The 20776-nt window shown below is 41.6% G+C and carries 11 protein-coding genes; all 11 read left to right on the forward strand.

The genetic code is table 11. From position 1 onward, the window contains the following. Positions 1-53 precede the first annotated feature (53 nt). The 11 genes from DXA54_RS08585 to DXA54_RS08635 are packed head-to-tail and all read left to right on the forward strand — an operon-like array spanning position 54 to position 20657. Positions 54-3038 carry a SusC/RagA family TonB-linked outer membrane protein gene (locus DXA54_RS08585; RefSeq protein WP_074638537.1) on the forward strand — a complete coding sequence of 995 codons (2985 nt, stop codon included), beginning with the start codon at positions 54-56 and terminating at the stop codon, positions 3036-3038. Positions 3039-3056: 18 nt separating this feature from the next. Next, on the forward strand, positions 3057-4646 hold the full coding sequence (locus DXA54_RS08590) for a RagB/SusD family nutrient uptake outer membrane protein (RefSeq protein WP_049703069.1): 1590 nt from the start codon (positions 3057-3059) through the stop codon (positions 4644-4646). A gap of 14 nt (positions 4647-4660) precedes the next feature. Then, complete coding sequence (locus DXA54_RS08595) at positions 4661-5539, forward strand: hypothetical protein (RefSeq protein ID WP_120079230.1); 879 nt, start codon at positions 4661-4663, stop codon at positions 5537-5539. Next, entirely contained in the window at positions 5526-6590 is a 1065-nt protein-coding gene (locus DXA54_RS08600) for a DUF5007 domain-containing protein (RefSeq protein ID WP_049703067.1), read from the forward strand. Before DXA54_RS08595 ends, DXA54_RS08600 begins: the two co-directional genes overlap by 14 nt. 22 nt (positions 6591-6612) lie before the next feature. Next, entirely contained in the window at positions 6613-9828 is a 3216-nt protein-coding gene (locus DXA54_RS08605) for a SusC/RagA family TonB-linked outer membrane protein (RefSeq protein WP_120079232.1), read from the forward strand. A 24-nt stretch (positions 9829-9852) separates the two neighbouring features. Then, on the forward strand, positions 9853-11379 hold the full coding sequence (locus DXA54_RS08610; protein ID WP_120079234.1) for a RagB/SusD family nutrient uptake outer membrane protein: 1527 nt from the start codon (positions 9853-9855) through the stop codon (positions 11377-11379). Between the two features lie 43 nt (positions 11380-11422). Continuing rightward, positions 11423-12226, forward strand: a complete 804-nt coding sequence (locus tag DXA54_RS08615) for a fasciclin domain-containing protein (protein WP_049703395.1) — start codon at positions 11423-11425, stop codon at positions 12224-12226. Continuing rightward, positions 12219-14069 carry a DUF5008 domain-containing protein gene (locus DXA54_RS08620; RefSeq protein WP_120079236.1) on the forward strand — a complete coding sequence of 617 codons (1851 nt, stop codon included), beginning with the start codon at positions 12219-12221 and terminating at the stop codon, positions 14067-14069. The genes DXA54_RS08615 and DXA54_RS08620 overlap by 8 nt, the downstream gene beginning before the upstream one ends. Before the next feature lie 11 nt (positions 14070-14080). After that, entirely contained in the window at positions 14081-16066 is a 1986-nt protein-coding gene (locus DXA54_RS08625; RefSeq protein ID WP_120079238.1) for a hypothetical protein, read from the forward strand. 26 nt (positions 16067-16092) lie between these two features. After that, positions 16093-18522, forward strand: coding sequence for a M60 family peptidase N-terminal accessory domain-containing protein (locus DXA54_RS08630; protein WP_120079244.1), 2430 nt, complete (start codon positions 16093-16095; stop codon positions 18520-18522). Continuing rightward, positions 18519-20657, forward strand: coding sequence for an alkaline phosphatase family protein (locus DXA54_RS08635; protein ID WP_241149323.1), 2139 nt, complete (start codon positions 18519-18521; stop codon positions 20655-20657). Before DXA54_RS08630 ends, DXA54_RS08635 begins: the two co-directional genes overlap by 4 nt. Positions 20658-20776: the final 119 nt, after the last annotated feature.

Below are 20776 nucleotides of genomic sequence, written 5' to 3' on the forward strand. Positions count from 1 at the left end.
TTATGTTATGTATTAATATAATTATAATAATATCTTTAAAATCTAATCAACAGATGAAAAATGCAATAATTCGTTTTTGCGCTATTGTAGCTTTGTTGGGATTTGGAAGTGAAATTAGAGCTGCTCGGAGTGGCGGACATCTCTTTCTTCCAAATGATAGTATTTCCCCGGACGAGAATACGGGGCAAATGATGGAAAATACCGATCTTATTCGTGCAGCTCATGACACGAAGAAAAAAGCGGTGATTTATGCTTCTAAAGATACGCTCAATTTATGGGAGCTATCGCGTTCACCTTATATATCTCTGCAGCAATACCTGAAAGGTACGCTGCCTGGTGTATATGTTCAGGAAACGACAGGCGAACCGGGAACTATGCAGAATATGCTGATTCGTGGCTTGTCCACTCCGGTATTTTCAAAGGGGGATATGTCTTCTGCACAGCCGGTTGTTTTTCTCAATGGCATTCCATTGTTGACAAACGACGCTTATGTATATGGTATTAAAAATGCAGAAGTGAATCCTATCGGTACAGCTACCAATATTTTAGCTAGTCTGAACATGGATAATGTAGCTTCTATTGAGGTAGTGAAAGATGCGGCTCGATTGGCAAAGTTGGGACCATTGGCAGCTAACGGTGCTATTCTGGTGAATTTGAAAGATGGTTATTATGGTGGCAGCAATATGTTCATCCGTGCCAATGGCGGTATTGCCATTCCGCCATCAGAAATAAAAATGACCAATGCGGCCAACGATTACGCTTTTCGTATGCGCTTTACCGATCTATGTGCCACGAACGATCAACGTACTACTTATCTGAACAAGATGCCGGCATGGATGAAAGATTTCCGTGATATGAATTTCTTTGGAGAACCCGATTGGGCAAACGATTATTATAGTATGTCTCCTCTTTATAATTTCAGTGCTTCGATGGGAAGTGGCGGAAGCATGGCCAACTACATATTTATGTTAGGCTATACAGGTAATGATGGAGTAGCAGACAATACTAATTTTAATAAACTGACAGCGAGCTTTGCTCTAAACATGAATTTGACAGATCAATTGGGTGTTTCCTGTTTGTTGAATGTAGCACGTGTTTCTCGTAACGGCAATCGCAATATGCGCGATCGTTATGCCGAAATTGAATATCTGCCGGATTTGACAACTCCTTTGTCTTCCGTATCTTCAGTTTATCGTTCCTATCTTGACAATTATGAAGAATATAAGAAAGACGATAATTTGAATAACCTCTTAAATGGTTATTTAGGCGTGAACTATACATGGGGAGGATTACATGTAGATACCCGTTTGATGATGGATTATAATACGAATGTGCGTCATGTCTTTTGGCCAATGGGACTGATGGAATCCGTAAATTATGTATCTAATTATTCCGGGTACAACCGTCGTCTGATTTGGCAGTCAAGTGCAGATTATAAATTTGATATTCAGAAAACTCATTTCTTGAACATGGGAGCACAGGCGATCATCATGAAAAGCGTTCAACATTATAATTATGCACAAGCGTATGATGGAACAGATGACACCAAACCGTCTACCAATGGTGGTGGTTTCGTCTACATGAGACGTTTTGTCGATAAGATGAAAAACAACATGGTGAGCGCTCTTTTTTCAGTAGACTATAGATATAAAAATCTTTTTGACGCACAAGTCGTTTTTCGTGGAGATGGATCGTCCAATATACAGAAAGACAGTCGCTGGTTGTTTACTCCGGCGGCTAGTGCAAGTCTGAATTTAAAGAACCTACTATTGCAGGACCTGCCAAAAGTTTCAGAATTGGCTTTGCGCGGTTCATGGGCACGGATAGGTCGTTATCAGGATAACAATAGATTTGCAGCCGGTCCGCAGTACACTGGAGAAGAAATGACAAGTCTTGGTCAGCCGGTAACCTCTTCCTACTATGGATGGGCCACAGTAGCTCGTCCTTACAATACAGGTTGGATAGGATATGAATTAGGATGGCCTTATTCAGACAAATGGAATATAGGAGTGAATACTTCATTTTTCAACCAACGTCTTTCTTTAGAAGTGGAATATTATAATAATACGGATTGTGATTTGCTTACAACCATTCCTGTCAGTCGGGAATATGGATATGAGTATAAATATGCCAGTGGCATGAAGGTTCGCAACTCCGGTGTTGAAGTAACACTTTCGGGCAAGCCTTTCAATAATGCCAAAGGATTCTCATGGGATGCTTCCTTTTCACTGGCATACAATAAGAATGAATTGTTGCAATTGCCGGAGAATCAGAACGAACTGGTGATTGGAAATCGCAAATTGCAGGTGGGACATGCTATTGATCAGTTCTGGCTCTATCAGAACGAGGGTGTTTATGCTTCCGATGCCGAGGTTCCTGTGAAAGACGGTAAGAAACTGTCTATGAGCTCTATCGAGTTTGCGAAAAACGATCCGAAATGGAAAGACCAGAATGGCGACAATGTGATTAATGATGATGATAAAGTATTGAAAGGTCATAGTCTGCCACCAGTAACAGGAAGTTTTGTAAATAACTTTAAGTTGGGACGTTTCGATTTGGGTATCAATTTGTTCTTTGCATTAGGACATGATGCCATTAACTATCGTTCCTCACAACGCTATAACTTCCTGACATTGGAAAACACACCATCACTCGAAAGTCTGCGCGAAATCTTCTTCTGGCAGAATACCAATGATAAAGACAATTATCCTTTGTACAACCAAATGAGTGGTCTCACACCTTATCGCGCCGAACAGGATTTGTTTTTGGAAAAGCTCTCTTATCTGAAACTTCGTTCGTTGACATTGGGATATACCATGCCCATTGGAAAGAAAGCATACAAAGGAGAAGGAAAGAAGAAAGATGCATCCAAGAAAAAGCTCAAAGACATCTATTTCTACGTTACAGGAAACAATTTGCTCACTTTCACCGGTTTCAGCGGAGATGATCCTGAACTGGTAGAGATGGACGGATATTACAGAGGTTATGGTCAGCCGCTTTCCCGTTCGGTCATTGTAGGGTTGAAGTTAAATTTTTAATCTAATACATAATTAAATATGAATCGATTATTGTACATACAAAGGATGATGAAGCTGTTGGTGCTGGCCGCTCCCTTACTTTTTTCGTCATGCAGTGATTTGTTGGAGAATGACAATGAATTCTTTCATGTCGCTACGCAGGAACAGCAATGGAATTCACTGACAGATACACGCTCCGCAATGTTCGGTGTCTACGGATTGATGCGAACAGCGTTGGGTGAGAATAATACTTTTTGGGCTACCGGCGATCTTCGGATGGGTGATTTCACCGTACGGACTCGTAGTGACCTGCAAGCTATCAGAGACAACAAACTGGACAGTCCTTTTGAAAATATAAAGAAAATATCCGATTGGACACGTTTTTATAAGGTAATCAATGCAGCTTGTCTTTTCATCGAAAAAGCCAAAGAAGTAGTGGAAAAAGATCCCGCTTATTCGGAAGTCAACTATACATACGATGCGGCACAAGTACGTGTAATTCGTGCTTTAGCCTACTTCTATATGGTCCGGATGTGGGGAGATGTACCTTTGATTACCTATTCTTATGATAATGGCAGTTTCCCGAAAGTGGCTCGTACAGATGCCGGGATCGTTTTAAATTATGTGATAAGCGAACTGCGTGAGGCAGCCAAACTGCTGCCGGAGCAATTGGGAGCTACATCAGACAAGTATTATGGGTTTGATGCTAATACGTGGAGAGGTGTGCTTTTGAATCGTTATTCCGCATATACGATTTTGGCGCATGTGGAAGCTTGGAGAGGCAATTATATCGATGCTGATATTTATTCTGCACAGGTGCTGGATAAAGTGCCGGATTTTATCAAGACCATAGAAGTTCTTACAACAACATCGAATCTGGTTAGCTCTAAAGGGATTTTTTATGATGATTATAATGCCGACTATCGTGCGGCCCGCCTGGTGTCTTTCAACTATAAATATACCAGCAATCAGATAAACGAGGTGGGAACTGACGGACATTTGGAATCATGGACATTGGCAGAACCCATTGTGCGGAAACAGTTACCCGATATTTATCTTTCCAAAGATACATTGGTAAATATGTTTATGTCAGGATATACTTCGGACAATCGGTTTGGGCTGAATGACCTTACTACTCCCGTCGCATATTATGAAAATTACATTACCGGTTTAAGTTTGGAATATCCGATCTTCTCAAAGATACAGGTCGTTACCGGTAGTGAAAATGGCTCGCATAACTTAGGAGTTTACAGTTCTTCTATCATCTTCTCCCGACTGGCGGATATGCAGCTGTTGCGTGCCGAAGCATTAGTTATTCTCAATCGTGTGTCGGACGCCCTGTCGCTTTTGAACGAACTGCGTGATATGCGCAATCTACCGAGTCTCTCTTATGCGAAGAATTTGGATAGCGATCCTAAAAAATTATTGAAAGAGATATTTCAGGAGCGCCGTAGAGAACTGATAGGTGAAGGACACCGATGGTATGACCGTATCCGTGAAGCCCGTATTGTCGGAGACGACTGGGAAATGATGACGCTGATAAATAATGGAGGAATTTATTGGCCGGTGAGTGAAAACGTTATGCGGGAGAATCCGGCTATCGAACAAAATGATTATTGGAAACGATAAAAACTCAAGATACTATGAATAAGTTATTGACTATTACATGTAGCCTGGCAGTCTTAGCACTTTCTTCATGCACGGATTTTTCCGTAGCAGATGTCGATCTTTCAGGTTCGAAAGGGGTGGGAATGACCCGATATGACGGTACCATCTATGAATATTTGAAAGCAGGCGATCCTGAATTGGGACTTACTTTTGATTCGTTGATGTATTTTCTGGATTTGCCGGATGAAGAAGAGGACGCGTTAGGAATTCCGTTAGAACTGAATGAATTGCGTCGGGCTTTGAAAGATGAGACAGGACAATGTACATTGATGGCACTCCCGGATTCTTGTTTCAGAACAGCTTTAGAGTCATTGAACAGATATCGTAAATTGAACAAACTGCAACTCACTGCAGAAGATTTGGATGAAGATGCCGGTGAGAAAGAGTCATACGCTGTTGGTGAACTCACTTTAAAGAAATTGTGGAATTACCAAAAGAGACTTGAGGCGCCAGTGTTGGATAAGGAAGGAAATCCCATATATATCGATTATGAATATAAGTCACAAATGGATTCATTGCTATGTCGCTATATGGTACCGGGCTTGTATGATACTGAACAGTTGTCCACATCATCTTCTGTTGAAGGTCAGTTTGTTCAGGGACTCCATTCCTATCGCATGAGTCTGTTTTACAGAAGGCTGCCTGCCAGTGGATTTATCAATGGTGGTCCCAAAGACATTACTTTTTATGATATGGGCAATACGTTGGATAAAGACAAATGGGAACCCGCCAAAGTCTTGTGGACTGATATATATGCAAAGAACGGTGTGATTCATGTGATGGTTCCACAACATGAATTCGGATTTGGCAAGTTTATTCATTACTTCAGAAATTTAGGCCATGAAAAATATTAAAGAAATAAAAAGACTGGGATGGATGGGTGCGTCGTCTGTCTTACTGCTGGTAGCGGGAACGAGTTGCATGGATAACTTTCTTCCTGAAGAGAAAGACGCTTTTGACCGCGATGTGAATTTTACGACAACGCTGTTTACTCCGACAATGGGGCATACGACATTCTATACGGGTATATTTAATAGTGCACAGTCAACATTGCCTTTGACTTGTGAAATAACGGATATGATGCACTATGATGGAACTCCGGCACCCGAACTGGAAGAGTATTATCCGGTGCGTGTATGGAAAAAACCATATTTGGGTACAGAGCAATCAATTGATGAGATTAATGCCAAACGGGGTACGGAATATCGTCGTCTGTTCGATGTCCGTAAGAACAGTGGAGAAATAGTAATGTGGAGTGAGGCCAATTCAAGTATACTACGTTGTCAACCCGATTCCGGATATGTATTCAATATGAAGATCAGTAATTCCGGTGGTTTTAAGATCCAGAAAAAAATGAGATTGATGCCTTTTCGCGAAGTTGATTTCGAACCCTCTATATATGATCCGGAGACAGGGTTGGCTATAGCCGAATATGTAAGTGCGGAGAGCTCCAGTATGAGATATGAAGATTCGGGTGATTCTTTTGGTTCTGTCAAACTTGTGGAACCGAGAGACATTCACATCTATTTTAGAGAGAATAAGGATAAAAAAGATCCATCCACTTCATTATCCGTATCATTCTACGACCCATCCTGGAATGTCATTAGTCCGAGTCGCTTCAATGAGACCAACTGGAAGAACATGTTTCAGGCAGGTTTCCTGAAAGAAGTGAATTCGAAAGAAGTGATATGGGATATGGCATATCCATTGCCTTTGTTCAATGGGAAAACGACATATACAGATTCCAGCGGTCAGAAAGCAAGTGTCCAGTTTAAAACCAGTGTTGTGACTAAATATGGTTACCGACGTTATTACAATTTTAATTTCGTGTTCGCTATTTATAAAGAAGCGCATTGGGAGATATTGGTTCATTTCGCTAAGGGGATGCCTCAGTTGGCAGATTGATTAATCTTAAATAGGTGAAGAAATGAAAAATAGATATATTTTATTGTTGTTTTTATTATTCTTGGGCATTTCTGATGCGATGGCGCAGCGTGTTCAAGAAGTAGAAACCAGCGGAGTTGTATATGACAAGTCGACTGGTGAAACCCTTCCAGGAGTAAATATCATATGCCGGGATGCAAAAACCAAAAAGAGAATCCGGGGAACTATATCCGATTTGGAGGGTCATTTTAAAATCAAGACTCCTTTGGATGTAGAATTATACTTTACCAATGTTGCGATGAAGCCTAGCACCTATAGAGTGAAGAAAGCGGCTGCCGGTGTCAATATATTTATGGTAGAGGATGTGACAGAGATAGAAGAAACTGTAATTGTGGGACAAAGACGCGTGAACAAGGCCAGTGTGACTTCTTCCAATTTCGTAGTACGCGCTGAAGAATTGGCAGAAACGCCGGTAGCTAATGTGATGTCTTTGCTGCAAGGACGCGTGGCAGGTTTGAATATTCAGTTGAACAATGGATTGCCGGGTGCACAAGGTACCATGACAATACGTGGTATTTCCGATATATCAGTAGTAGGTAATAATGATACCGGCTGGAATCTGGCTTCTTCTGCTCCCTTGTTTGTGGTAGACGGTATTCCCCAATCCGAAGTGAAGGATTATGATTCGCAAGGATTAGTTTCCGGATCGGGTGTCAGCCCTCTTTCTACCATTCCTTTTGAGGATATTGCTAATATACAGATTCTGAAGGATGCTGCCGCTACCTCACTTTACGGTTCGGCCGGTGCTTATGGTGTGATCCTGATTGAAACGAAAAAAGGTAATTCGGTGAAGCCGAAAGTTGCCTATTCCGGTAACTTTACCGTATCTACTCCTCCTCGTTTGCGTGATGTGGCTATTGGTAATGCAGAACGTAATCTGATAAAGTGGCAGATTCTGAACAATGATACGTCACGAATCTATCATGGCTATCAGGATTTGATGTTCATGCCACAGATATCAGATAGCTTGAATCCTTATTGGAATAATAGCACTGACTGGCAGGATCAATTCTATAGAGTCACCTATAATCAATCTCATAATGTGAGCTTTTCAGGTGGTAATGACTTGTTTAACTATAAGATTAACGGTAACTATTACACGGAAAAGGGTATTGTGAAGAATACTGACTTCAATCGTTATTCACTGACAGGAAATATGAACTATCGGTCACCGAATTCAAAGTTCGCGATAGGAGTAGATATGAAAGTCGGTTTCACCGATAACAGTACGGGTAGTGGAAGTGCCGTTTCGCAGTCCGGGGTAGCGAGTGCGGCAAGTGCTTCTTCTCTGCTTCCTCCTCCATCGCTTTATACGGCATCCGTTGACGCGTTACAAGTGTTCGGTACTTCCAATTCCAATGTTGGTTCCAACTATTCCACGACCGTCAATCTGGAATATCTGTTGCCATACCGGATACAGTGGAAAGGTGTGTTCAATTATAGCTATAATGTTTCGGAGAGTGAGCAGTTCAAGCCTGCAGTCTTGAATAATGATAATTATCGGTCCTACGAGGAAAATTATAGTTCCAACACCTCCGAGGTGTATATAAATACATATCTTTATCGGGATTTCGATCTATATATTGCCAATGTAGGCCTGACAGCAGGTATCCGTTATAATTCAAAGAAGTGGACCGGCAATACAGTGAGTTTTAAAGGTTTGCCCAATGATTATATTCTGGGACCTGCAGGTTATGCTTTATCTGACGGATCCGCCAGTGTCAGTGAGAATCAGAGTACATTTGCATTGATTCTGAATCCTACCTTCTCGTTCAAAGGTAGCCGTACGTTCAAGGCAGGAGGCGAAAAATACATTTTCACTCCGACTTTAAGTCCGGAGTTGAGTTCCGTATACGGGAAAAAGACCAAATGGCTTTTCAATCCCTCCCTCGGTTTTCGTTGGAATATTGGTTATGAAGGCTTTATGGAACGTTTTAGCCATTTCCTTGATAACATGAGTATCCGTGCCACTTGGGGACGAGTGGTGAAATATAGCGCTACCCGTTACGATGTATATGGTACGTATGATATCAATTCAAATAACCTGTACGATGGTGAATCTTATATTCCTATCAATTTCGACAGACTTCCTAACGTACACTTGGATCCGGTGACTACAACCACCTGGAATCTGGGTTATGAAACATCTTTGTTCAACAACCGTCTGTCTACGGATATTAACCTTTATTACAGACAAGTGGACAATCAGCTAAGTGATGTCAGATTGCCCGATCATGCAGGATTCGGCAATGTGAGAAGTACGGAGGTCAGCTTGGTCAACTATGGTTTGGAGGTCTTCTTACGTGGTAAACCATTGCCTGTTCAGAGCAAATGGAATCTTGAATGTGGTCTTAACTTTTCTATGAATAAAGATGTAGTGACCAAACTTCCGAATGAAGCCCGTCAGCTTATCAACAAAGATGCATGGGTAGCCAACCGTTTGGGAGGAAGTGCGACTGCCATGTTGCTGTATATCAATAAAGGCGTATATGCAACTGACGAAGACGTACCGGTGGATCCGGTTACCGGAAAAAGGCTCCGTGTCGGAACAAGCACTTCAGAAGAGGCATACTTTAAGGCGGGAGACCCCATCTGGGTGGATGTCAATGGTGATTATATCATCGACGAAAAGGACCGCGTGGTAGCAGGTAACGCACAACCGCTCATCAATGGAGGATTTTACTTCAACTTAGGTTATAAAAATGTGAGTGTCCATGTCAATACCTCTTTTACATTGAAACGTGATGTAATCAACTCTGTGTTAGCAAACACTTTAAAATCTTACACATATCCTGCCAAGAGAAAGATTGATGATTTAAAGAAAGATGCAGCCATCGTTCCAATTGAAAGCTATAATTTCTGGACGGAAAGCAATCGTTACAACGCTGTTTATCCGAATCCTTATAATTATCACCACAATAAGGAGATAGATCCTTTCAGAGAAGCACAAACACTGTTTTTGGAAGATGGTTCTTATTTCAAGATCAATACAGTATCAGTATCTTACCGTTTACCAAAATCCTGGTTGAGCGTGTTGCGGGTGGGTGGAGTCACTTTGAAAGCATCAGTTAATAATATCTGGATATTCTCAAATTATTCGGGCATCAGTCCTGAAAGTGTGAACGGTTTGGGTAGAGATTACTCCGGTGGATATCCCAATGCACGTACATGGACTATGGGTGTTGTTTTAAACTTGTAATAATCAGATAAAAAGAAGAAAATTATGTTGAAATATATATCAATAGGTCTGCTTTTGGTTTTCACATCCATATTGGGTGGTTGTAATCTGGATACAGATGATGAGAGCAAATTACCGGGAGATAAATTCTGGACCGGTCCGCAGGCCAATGCTCATGCATTTATGTTAAGTATCTATCAGAGCTTAAGGAAGGCTACTACTTCCAATGGTTTTTTTCTCTATTCAGGTGATGTACGTTGTGCACCTATCACAGGGCAGCATCAGAATGATTATTTATATCTGATTCAAAATGATATGAAGAATTATAAGAGTAAGAAAGACTGGAATGAAGAGGGGAAAACTGACGATTTCGGTGCTATCTATAATTGGAAGCAGATGTATGAAGTAGTTCAGTCTGCCAATATCATGATAGAAGAAGTTGTCAATATCCAGAATATCACGGATCGGGAAGTAGAAAGTTATCGTGCCGAGTGCCGGTTCCTACGCAGTTTGGCCTACTTCTTTATGGTACGTCTTTTTGGAGATGTTCCTTATTATACGGAGGCATATTTTGCCAAACCATTGCCGCGTACAGATAAAGCTACAGTGCTGCGAAATTGTTTGTCTGATTTACAATCATTGCTTGACAGCGACCCGGACTGCGTCATTCTTCCGTGGCGTAACGGAAAAGGAAGCCAGCACGCCAATAGAGGAGCGGCCCTGACGCTAATGATGCACATGAATATGTGGCTTGCCTTCTTTGACGAAGAGAATATGTCTACTTATTATTCTGAAGTCAAACGTTTGGCTGAAATGAATTCATGGATTGACGGTACGTACTATCAATTGCAGCCGATGAATCAGATTTCACAGGTTTTCAAAGGAGATTCCAATGAGGGCTTATTTGAAATAGCCCAGAATATCACTACCGGCGAGATTTTCAAGACAGATCATATGTGGTGCTCGAAAGTGGTATATGAGGTTTACTCGAAAAATGCTCCGGCTTTTACCTACAGTACGGTTTTCCTGAAACAACTATACCCTGAAGAGGGGGAAGATTTACGAAAGGAATATTGGTTTAATTACCTCTATATAGAAGGCATTGAAGGTGGCACTTCTACCACCTATCCTGTGGAAATTGTAAAAATGCTGAATTCCGACCGCTACGGATCTACTTTGATTCCTAATTCCGGCAATTTCGTCGTGTTTCGTCTGGCAGATGCTATTCTGCTTTATGCGGAAGCATTATACAAATTAGGTGATTATGATAAAGCGATGCAAGAAGTCAACCGTATTAGAGAACGTGCCGGAGCTACTCTTTTTACAGCGAATGATGATTTGGATGCTTCTATTTATTGGGAAAGGGTACGCGAGTTGATGGGCGAAGGACACTATTTCTATGATTTAGTACGGACAAAGAAGATTATAGATGCTTCGTTTGCTACTTTTGCCGACGAAAGTGGTCATCGTGAGACGACAGCCAATTTGAAACAGGGTTCATGGACATGGCCCATCTATAAAGGCGCGTTGGAAAACAACTCGTATATCTCCAAAAATATGTATTGGGAATAAAATGGATACCCGATAATAGTTTACTATATTATAATTAATGAACATGAAAAATATAAGAAATATAATCAGCGGAATGTTGGCGTTGCTGTTTGTAACAACAATATTGGGAAGCTGCCAGACTGATGACTATCTGGTAGATGGAGGGAAAAGCAATCCCTATTATGACGGAACGATCATGGAATATCTGGAATCCCGTGATGACATGTTATTCTCCGACCTGGTGAAAGTGATTAAAATGACTAAATGGTATGACGTTTTCAGTGACGAGAATGCCGACGTCACATTTTTTGCTCCTACCGATTTCTCAATCGATAAAAGTGTGGATATGCTTAACTATTATCTCTATAACTGGAACAACATGGAGAAAATAACCGATCTTTCGCAAGTGAAGAGCGAAGTGTGGGAAGATATGATAGGGATGTATGTTCTTAAAGGTAAATACAGATTGAATGATATTGCGCAGATCGATACGGTGGCGTTAAGTACATTCCCCGGACAGACCAATTATACTTACGATAAAAAGTATAAACTGACGATGGGAGTGTGTTATGGCGACGCTAACGGAATAAAATATGCAGGTTACCGACAGATCATGTGTGCCAATCAGGATTATGGGATTTCCATATACGCTTATGTGTCGTCCTGTAACATTGAGCCGCGTAATGGAATTGTGCATGTACTTCGTTTAGACCACTCTTTGGGCTTTACTCCTTACGCTCTCTATTCAAAAGCGATGGAGGCGGGCATCGATTATCCGGATGATACCCGGCAGGGCGGAGTACCGCTAACGGGGAAAAGAGAAGATTCGAACAACATGTTAATCATAAATAAGGAAAGCGATGAGTAACTGTTATAAAATAAATAAATGGGCGGTGAAACTAGTCAATCTGTTTTGCCTGGCCGCTTGTGTGCTGATCTGGTGTGGATGCAATGCCGATGAAGAAGATTCTATCAAAGAAAATCCTTACTCTGGCGGACGTGAACCTTTTAAATTGAAACTATTGATGGAAACGCCCAAACCGGAAACTGCCGGACCAGGTGCGGAAGTTATGTTTCAGGCATCGGGATTGACCCCTTATGTTCATGGAGACCAATATGATTTCGAATTTTATATATCTGATCAGCTTTGTGAGATAAAGGCTGCTACGGACTCTACCCTGACAATTGTCGTTCCGCAGGAAGTGAGTTCGGGAACGACGTTTCTGGTAATGGAAAATCAGATATTTACGGGACCTTATTTTAATATTTTAGGAAGTGTTTCTGTCGATGAGGCATTTGAGTTTTATAAAACGGGAACTAAAGGATCGGGGACGATTTATGCCTGTGTGCCCTGGTGCAAGAATAATGAGCTGACCAGTGAATTTTATTTGTTAGGAGATTTCTATAAGGAAGACAAAATAGGTTATGGAGGCATTATTATGGTCGATCATCAGACCGGGCTTATATCAGATGGTAATAGTGACAAATATTATTTATGGTGGGGGATAAAGACCAGTGCGTATAGTGACGATGATGAAAATTTTCTATATTGCAAATTGCGTGGAATGGAATACATGAAGAGCAAAGATGCTACACCTAAGGCAGTAGTCTATGGATTGTTTGATCATTATGACGAAAATAAGCAGAAGTATCCTTATGGCAATATATTGCTGGTCAATAACAATATGTCATTTGTAAAACAATGGATGTGGATTCCTTATGATGATGGTAGCGGAAATTCTTATGGGTTAGACCTACCGACATTCAATGGTGGGACTCCACTTGGGGAGGAAGTCGTTCGTGCTTTCAGCAATGCGGACGGAACCAAAGTTATAGCCGTAGGAAATTTCTATTATCATAGATCAGTTGATTTTGCCAATACATATATGTCTGCTAAAACCTCAACTTTTCTCCCTGAATATATTTATACGGAGGCACGTTCCGTCATGAGAATGGATGAAACTGGAGCATTGGACAAGAAATATCGCCGTGCTGCTGAAAATGCAGAGGAGAAATCCTTGCCCGGTGTAGGAGATAACGGAGAGATAAAAGATGCTTGTATGCTTAATGACGGAACAATTATTATCGGTGGAAACTTGAGTCGTTTTGATGGAAAAGAGGTACACAATATACTGAAGTTGAAAGAGGATGGTACAGTAGATGATGAATTCCTGACACGGGTGGGATCTGGTACCGACGGAGTGATCAAGAAGATTACCTATACCTCTTATACGGACAATGATGGAACGCTTGTGGAACGAATGATGATGGTAGGTAGCTTCACAACTTTCAATGGACAACCTGTAGAGGGAGGCGTTATGATGCTCAAGGCCGACGGGACGTTGGATGAGAACTTTAAACTCGGAGATATGCAGGGAGGGAGTGTCAACTTCGCGAAAATAGTAGATTTGAGTGCTCCAAATGCTGAAAAGAGAAAGCCTTATATAGTTATATCCGGAACATTTAACAAGTATGACAATGTTACCCGTCAAGGTTTCCTTATTCTGGATATGAAGGGTAAAGCTATTCAGAATCTGAATGTACCCGGAAGATTTTCCGGAGAACTCTATGACGCCCAATATTCTTTGACTTCAGACAATGCCAACGGACTTTTGCTAACCGGCAATATTTCTTATTTCGATGGAAAAAGGATGTACGACATCGTTATGCTGAAGATCAATTTGAAAGATGAAGAAGTAGATGAACCTTAAATAAGAAATATATGAAAGCGAATATTTATAGAAATATAAAAGTTAATGCCCGTACTGCTGTAGCAGCGCTGTTGCTTTGTAGTGGCATGGTGGCTTGCAACGATGTAATGGAAGATTCGTTGAAGTATGATTATCCGGCTACGGACACCGGAAATTTGCGATCCGGGCATGTTTTGCTGGTGGTAGTAGATGGTGTGAGCGGAACGTCTATGATGTCGGCAAGGAATGCCGGGAAAGCCCCTAATATAACAGCCATGCTTTCTACCGCATTGTATACGGATTTTGGATTGGGTGATACGAGCGATCCTACTAAGTTGGATACTGAATCAGGACTGACGGACGCACGTGGTTGGGCTAATCTGTTGATAGGAAACACGGTTCATGAAATAAAAACGAGTGATGACCTGTCGCCGGATAGCCCCGTAGACAATTTGGTGTCATATCTGGCGGAGTCGGGAAGCAATGTTAGTCTTTATGCGTCGGATGAGACGATCAGGAAATCTTTTGGTTCCAAAGCAACTGCATTGCCGGTGGTAACCAACGACTTGGCAGTGAAAGATGCTGTATTGAGTGAACTGAAACAGGACGAGACTTCCGAACTGATTGTGGCACAACTGCGTGGAGTGGTGGAAGCTGTAGGTGACGGCAAGTTCTATGATGATCGCAATGTGCCTACCGCTGCGGTTACCAATGCAATAGCCACATTGGACGGATATGTCGGGGAGATTTGGGAAGCGTTGAAGAGTCGTCCCCAATTTTCAAAAGAAAATTGGCTGGTCATAGTCACTTCCAATTACGGAGGACTTTATAAACCGGGTGAAGAGTTTGAAACTTATTACGATGATTTGAACAGAAATACATTCACGGTGATGTACAATGACCGGTTGAAGCAACAGGTACAGGGATTTCCGGGAAATCAAGTATTTCCTTATTCATACTATACACCTTCCTGGTCTTTCGATATTAAGAATTTGAATCCTACCCTGTATACTGAATCAGCCCGATTAGGGGATACGACCCTTGGAGATCTCAAATTCAGTCAGGATGAATCAAAGAATTGGGTCTTGGAAGAACCGATTACAATTCAATTCTTTATGAGAGGGAAAACGAGCAGAATATTTCGTTCATGTATCCTCTCTAAATCTACATATGCAAGAGAAAATGGTTGGAATATTGCAGTGGCCAAGGATAATGAGTTTACGACTTGTTTTGGAGGCTGGACATGGCAGATTACAGTTTGGGATATAGATTGGACGAAATGGCATGTTGTTACATGGATGCTCGAACCTAACCCTACCAATAAAAGCAGGTGCTATTTGAAAATGTATGTTGATGGAAAATTGAAAGGAACTAGGGATTATGGTAATTCTGACTTAAGATGGCAATATCTTAAGGATGAAGCCAGATATGGAGAATTGTCAAAATCTCCTATGCGTATAGGCTCGACAGATAGACGCGGTATTGAGGGAGGTAAAGATGGTTGTTGGCCACACTGGGACTGGGAAGAATATGGAGATGGTCGTACTCAATTCTATATAACGAATATTCAGCTATATAACACAGCCATTCCAGAAGATGATATCAACAAATATCTGGGTATGACCAAGCTTCATCTCCAGAAAGAAAGTTATCCCTATTGGAAAAATATGATAGGATACTGGCCGTGTGATTTGGAAGAGGATGAGGGCTCTGTATATCTGAAGAATTATGCCGATCCTGTGGAAACAGAAGCCGGTACTGAAGAGAACATTGATGAGCATGCATATGATTTCCATATCGATCGTGGCGTTGCTACATATATCTCGAGTGTTGATGCATCATCATCTGTGTTGGTCCCTTATCGTGATCCGGAGTTGGTATATGGCAAAACAATAAAGACAATCGACATTCCGAGACAAATCTTTTTATGGCTGGGAAAATCGATTCAATGGGACTGGAATCAAAAAGGACAGGCATGGCAATTTGCTTACCGCGAAATGGCGGATGAACAAAATTGAGAAACACCTTAAAAATGGAAAGAAATATGAAAAATAAATTAGTGTATTTCCTCTTTGCTACATGGATGGTATGGGGAGGAACAGCATGCGAAGATAAGACCTTTGATGAGTTTGTGTCGGGCACCGGTGACTATACATCCGAGACCGGAGGCGACTATTACGAAGGTGAGGGTATTGACGTCAGTCACTACGATAAGGCGCGTACGTTTCCGGGACTGGTGGACACACTGACGGAGAGACGCTTGGATGAAGCAACATTGGCGATAGACATGAGCCTTCCGGCAGTGGATAAAAGTAAAGTCGGTCTGGCTTATACTCCGCTTGCAGTTTACAGTACGGGGCTCTATGCAGGTGCGGGCGAAAAGGTAACTATTGTATTGGATGAGGACGTGAAGGGATTGACGGTCCAGATTGGAATTCATAATACCGATTTGTCCTCTCTGACCGATACTTATTTGGGACGTGATCCGAAGATTGTGACTTCCATGCCTTTGTTTCAAGGTAGTAATGAAATTCGTAACCCGTATGGTGGATATATTTGGATCAAGCGAAATGGTGATGCGATTCAAAGGAATGTAAGTTTGAAGGTGCAGGGTGTATATGCCGCTCCCGATTTTGTCAGTGGAGAAACAGGAAGCAAAAAAGACGAATGGATGAATGCCATCAGGGAGACCACCGTTCCCTGGGTGGAATTGCGAGGAAAGAATATTGTATTTTCGGTACCTGCCAGCTATATGAAGCTGAAGATACAAATGCTGGGAGATGCTTTTCCGACTCAATTACAGCAGGCATTGGATATGTGGGATGACTGGGTGAAATGTTATCTTGAATTTTATGGACTGGATGGTGCGAGTGAATCATTCCCTATGTCTGGATTCCCTGTGCGTGAGGTGATGGATACACATTTGAGTACGGAACGTTATTCTTATTATGGCAATACCAATGTCAACCTGCTTTCTACCGAAGAATTGATCAATGTAATCACTGACCCGGAAGAAATTAAGAAAACCACTCTCAATACAGGTCATGTGGTAGGATGGCTGCAAGCAAGTATGCTTAAACAAACTTATTTTCCCAGTAAATATCCGAATAATTTCAAAGAGATGTTTGCACTGTTGCCCAACTATTATTTCCTCTACAAGAATAATTGGTGGGGACAGTCCGACCAGATTGAGGTTCCGTCATTTTATGATGGTGATAAGGTAATCAAACGAAATACCTATGTTCTGAAGTCATCAGCTTTTGATCATTTGGTTTCATGGGCAGCGGCGGACAGTTGTAAGATCTATTCAGACGAAGCGGGACGTCCTGTGAAAGAGGATTATGGAAGCGAACAGAGCTGGCCGTCTACATTATTCATTTGTTCTTCTATTCTTCAGTACAAACAGGAAGCGGAACAGAAAGACGGGTGGAAATATTTCGCTTATCTCAACCGCTTCTTGCTGGAAGACTCTCAAAAGAGTATAGGACAAATGAATCTGCAGGATGCTATGCTGAAATGTCTGACTGATTATTTTGAACGTGACTTTTCCCAATTGTTCGACCGTGTTGGGATTGAAGTCAGTGATATCAGACGTCAGGAAGCCCTTGACAAGCCTTACGTGGAAAAGTGTATCTGGATGTTTAATCCACTGAAACGTAATGAACCGGTAGCTGATTTTGACGGTAAAGTATTCCAGACGAAAGCGGGGACAGGGTATACTCCCAATCGCCATTTGAGGACCGAATGGGAGGCTGTGGCTTACTCCAAAGACTGGAAACATAACAACTACAACTGGAAGGATAAAAAGACTCCTTATGCGCTTTTTGACGGCGATCGTGGAACTATGTGGGAGTCCTATTATGACCGTTATCAGACATATACGGAAAACGGGTATACCTATCAGGCATTTTATGGAGACAAGATATATTATAAGGCACAGACCCCGGAATTACCTTATTCCATTGTGATACAGCCGGGTGAAACATCATTACCTGTTTTAGATGGTATTTATATGGCAGCCGGTTATCGACTTTCTAATTCAGTTTATTCTAGTGATGTAAAAACAGCTACCGGTAAAGATTGGGGCCAGTACAGCTTCAGACCACAACGTATTCGTGTTCATGTGACGCATGATCCGTTGGAATATCATTATCAGGATTCCACTTTTGTTAGTGTAGAAAATATAAACTGGACTCTAGTCTACGATTCGGATAACGAAAAAGCTCTTAGCCCGGATAAAAAGCAGTTCTGGCCCGACCGTTACAACATGTTCTATGTTGAGTTTGACAAACGCTATACCAATGTGACAGGCATACGCTTGGAAATACCGGAAGTAAGTCATGAGGAACCTGACCGTCCGGACTTTCTGACAGAGGATAAATTCCCGGGTCGCCCGCTAGCGCCCAACAAGAATTTGGAAAGGATACATATGTTCGGTGAATTTGGTACTTACTATTATAAAGAAGATCGATGAAGAATATGAAAGCACAAATGATAGTGAAAATAAGTTGTCTGGCTATGATGCTACTGGGCAATATATTGACTTCGTGTACGAAGTATGACACTCCCCTCTCCGTAGAAGAGGGGGATACGACGGGCGAAGGCCGTCTGAATATTAAGAGAAATGTTCTTTGGGTCAATATTGAAGGGGCCGGTGGCGGTGATTTGGTGAAGAACGCCTTTCCTGACGACGGGGTGGTAAAAGGATTGTTACCCCACAGCCGTTATGCATGGAGCGGGTTGGAGCTGGAGCATGCTGACGATATTTCGTATGCGCCTACAGAAGAACATGCTGTAGCTTGTGCTTCTTTGCTTACGGGTAACATGCCGGCCCGGCATGGAATTTTGGACAATACATATATTTCGGAACAGTATTATGACCCGAATACTCTTGAATCAATCAAAGAATATCCCGGTTTTTTCCAATATATAGTAGATTATGATAAGAGCATGTCAACTTTGGCAGTGACACCTTGGGAGACTCAAAATAAGAAATTACTATCTCAGGCGACATGTGTTGTTACGACTTCTACTGATGAAGAAACATTGAATACAGTGTTGACACAGTTGGATGTAGAAAATTATCGTGCCACTTACCTTTCGTTTCGTAGCGTGCTGGATGCTGCAAAGCTGGGAGGATGGCAGTCTTCGAATGCCGGATATGTGGATGCCATGCGTAAGATGGATGATTATATAGGTCAGCTACTGGATGCTGTCAAGGCACGTCCAAATTATTATTATGAAGACTGGTTGATTGTTATTACTTCCAATCATGGTGGAAAAGCTGATGGAACTTATGGAGGTATGTCATTAGAAGAGAGGAATATGTTTGGCATTTTCTATTACGAGCATTTGTCTCATCCGTTGGAGATGAATCCCGGTCTGATTGAAGATGAAGTGATGCGTTTTGACAAGCAGTTCCAAGGGGAAGTAATTGATTCTATCACACGTACTTCGGATCTCAAGAATATTAAAACCATGCGGCAAGTTTATTCGCTCGATTCTCTGAATGGAGAAATGACGGTGGAATATATAATGGCTGCTCGTCCAGCGGAAAATCGAAGTTATGTTACTCATAGTCATAACCAGACAAAGGTGATGGTGAAAGGCAGATGGACGATGAGAATAGAACATGATAGAAGTAAAGGGTATAATGCATCACCCATAGGATATTTTTATGAATGGGGTAATTTCTCGGATGGCACATGGACACAGACGAATGCCGGCTTTTTGAACCCTATGATACATACTGCCACTACTACTGTGAAAGTATCCAACTCGGAAGGATATACGGTAGATGAGAAAGTGGATGAAAAGCCTGACCAGTGGGGAAATATAACACCCGGTTATACGAAAAAGAATTATAGGAGAAGAGGGAATATAGAAATATATAGTTATTATGACGGTGTAAAGAAACTAGCTTCAACCAAAGTGAATTCAATGGATGGAGTATCTTCGGATTACGTTGATAATGCTAATCTTATTCTTAAGGGGGAAATGTATAATACTTGTCGTTATTTTCTGGAAGTCCGTATTTGGAATAGGGCATTGACCGAAGCGGAAGTGAAAGCGTATAGCAATAAGTTGAAATTGACAGAAGCAGATCCGTTATATAAGAATTTGATAGGGTATTGGCAATTTTATAAAGACAAGAACGGTGAAGAAAAGTATCTGAAAGACGATTCGCTGGTAGTGAATCAGATAAAGACGGTGATGAAACGTGTGAATAGAAATGGTGTTGAACAGATTGAAGAGATTGCTACAGAGCCTATTCGTCTCCGCAAACCAAGCGTACAAAATGGCAAAACTTACTATACTCATATTGACAAGGAAGACGTAAGTTACATGACGTTACTCAATACCTTGCCTCAAACAGTTGAAAGTAAGGGACGCCTGATGGATAGCAGTTTACCTGTTCCTGCTGTGTTAGAATGGATGGGAGTTACACTGCCGTTAGAAACGACTAATGCGAATTATGCAGGTGCTTTCCGAACTTCAAAATTGGATGCTGTGTCATATACATGGAATCCGCTATTGAGCCGTTCAACATGGACACAAACCGTGTTGGGTGATTATACCAATGATTTGGAATGGCGTGATCGTGAGTGATCACCCATTCCTCTTTTGATAGTAGTTTCTACTCATGAATTATTGCCTCTCCATGTAAAGGAGGGGCAATTTTTTTTGGTTCTTCGTCAAATTTGGTGGTAATCTCTTTTTTATTTCAA

This window comes from Bacteroides sp. OF03-11BH (assembly GCF_003604005.1).
In the GTDB taxonomy this organism is placed as follows: domain Bacteria; phylum Bacteroidota; class Bacteroidia; order Bacteroidales; family Bacteroidaceae; genus Bacteroides; species Bacteroides ovatus.

What these genes read in the sequence shown, in the direction of transcription:
- DXA54_RS08585 (WP_074638537.1), top strand. Translation starts at nt 54, where the DNA reads ATGAAAAATGCAATAATTCGTTTTTGCGCTATTGTAGCTTTGTTGGGA.
- DXA54_RS08590 (WP_049703069.1), top strand. Translation starts at nt 3,057, where the DNA reads ATGAATCGATTATTGTACATACAAAGGATGATGAAGCTGTTGGTGCTG.
- DXA54_RS08595 (WP_120079230.1), top strand. Translation starts at nt 4,661, where the DNA reads ATGAATAAGTTATTGACTATTACATGTAGCCTGGCAGTCTTAGCACTT.
- DXA54_RS08600 (WP_049703067.1), top strand. Translation starts at nt 5,526, where the DNA reads ATGAAAAATATTAAAGAAATAAAAAGACTGGGATGGATGGGTGCGTCG.
- DXA54_RS08605 (WP_120079232.1), top strand. Translation starts at nt 6,613, where the DNA reads ATGAAAAATAGATATATTTTATTGTTGTTTTTATTATTCTTGGGCATT.
- DXA54_RS08610 (WP_120079234.1), top strand. Translation starts at nt 9,853, where the DNA reads ATGTTGAAATATATATCAATAGGTCTGCTTTTGGTTTTCACATCCATA.
- DXA54_RS08615 (WP_049703395.1), top strand. Translation starts at nt 11,423, where the DNA reads ATGAAAAATATAAGAAATATAATCAGCGGAATGTTGGCGTTGCTGTTT.
- DXA54_RS08620 (WP_120079236.1), top strand. Translation starts at nt 12,219, where the DNA reads ATGAGTAACTGTTATAAAATAAATAAATGGGCGGTGAAACTAGTCAAT.
- DXA54_RS08625 (WP_120079238.1), top strand. Translation starts at nt 14,081, where the DNA reads ATGAAAGCGAATATTTATAGAAATATAAAAGTTAATGCCCGTACTGCT.
- DXA54_RS08630 (WP_120079244.1), top strand. Translation starts at nt 16,093, where the DNA reads ATGAAAAATAAATTAGTGTATTTCCTCTTTGCTACATGGATGGTATGG.
- DXA54_RS08635 (WP_241149323.1), top strand. Translation starts at nt 18,519, where the DNA reads ATGAAGAATATGAAAGCACAAATGATAGTGAAAATAAGTTGTCTGGCT.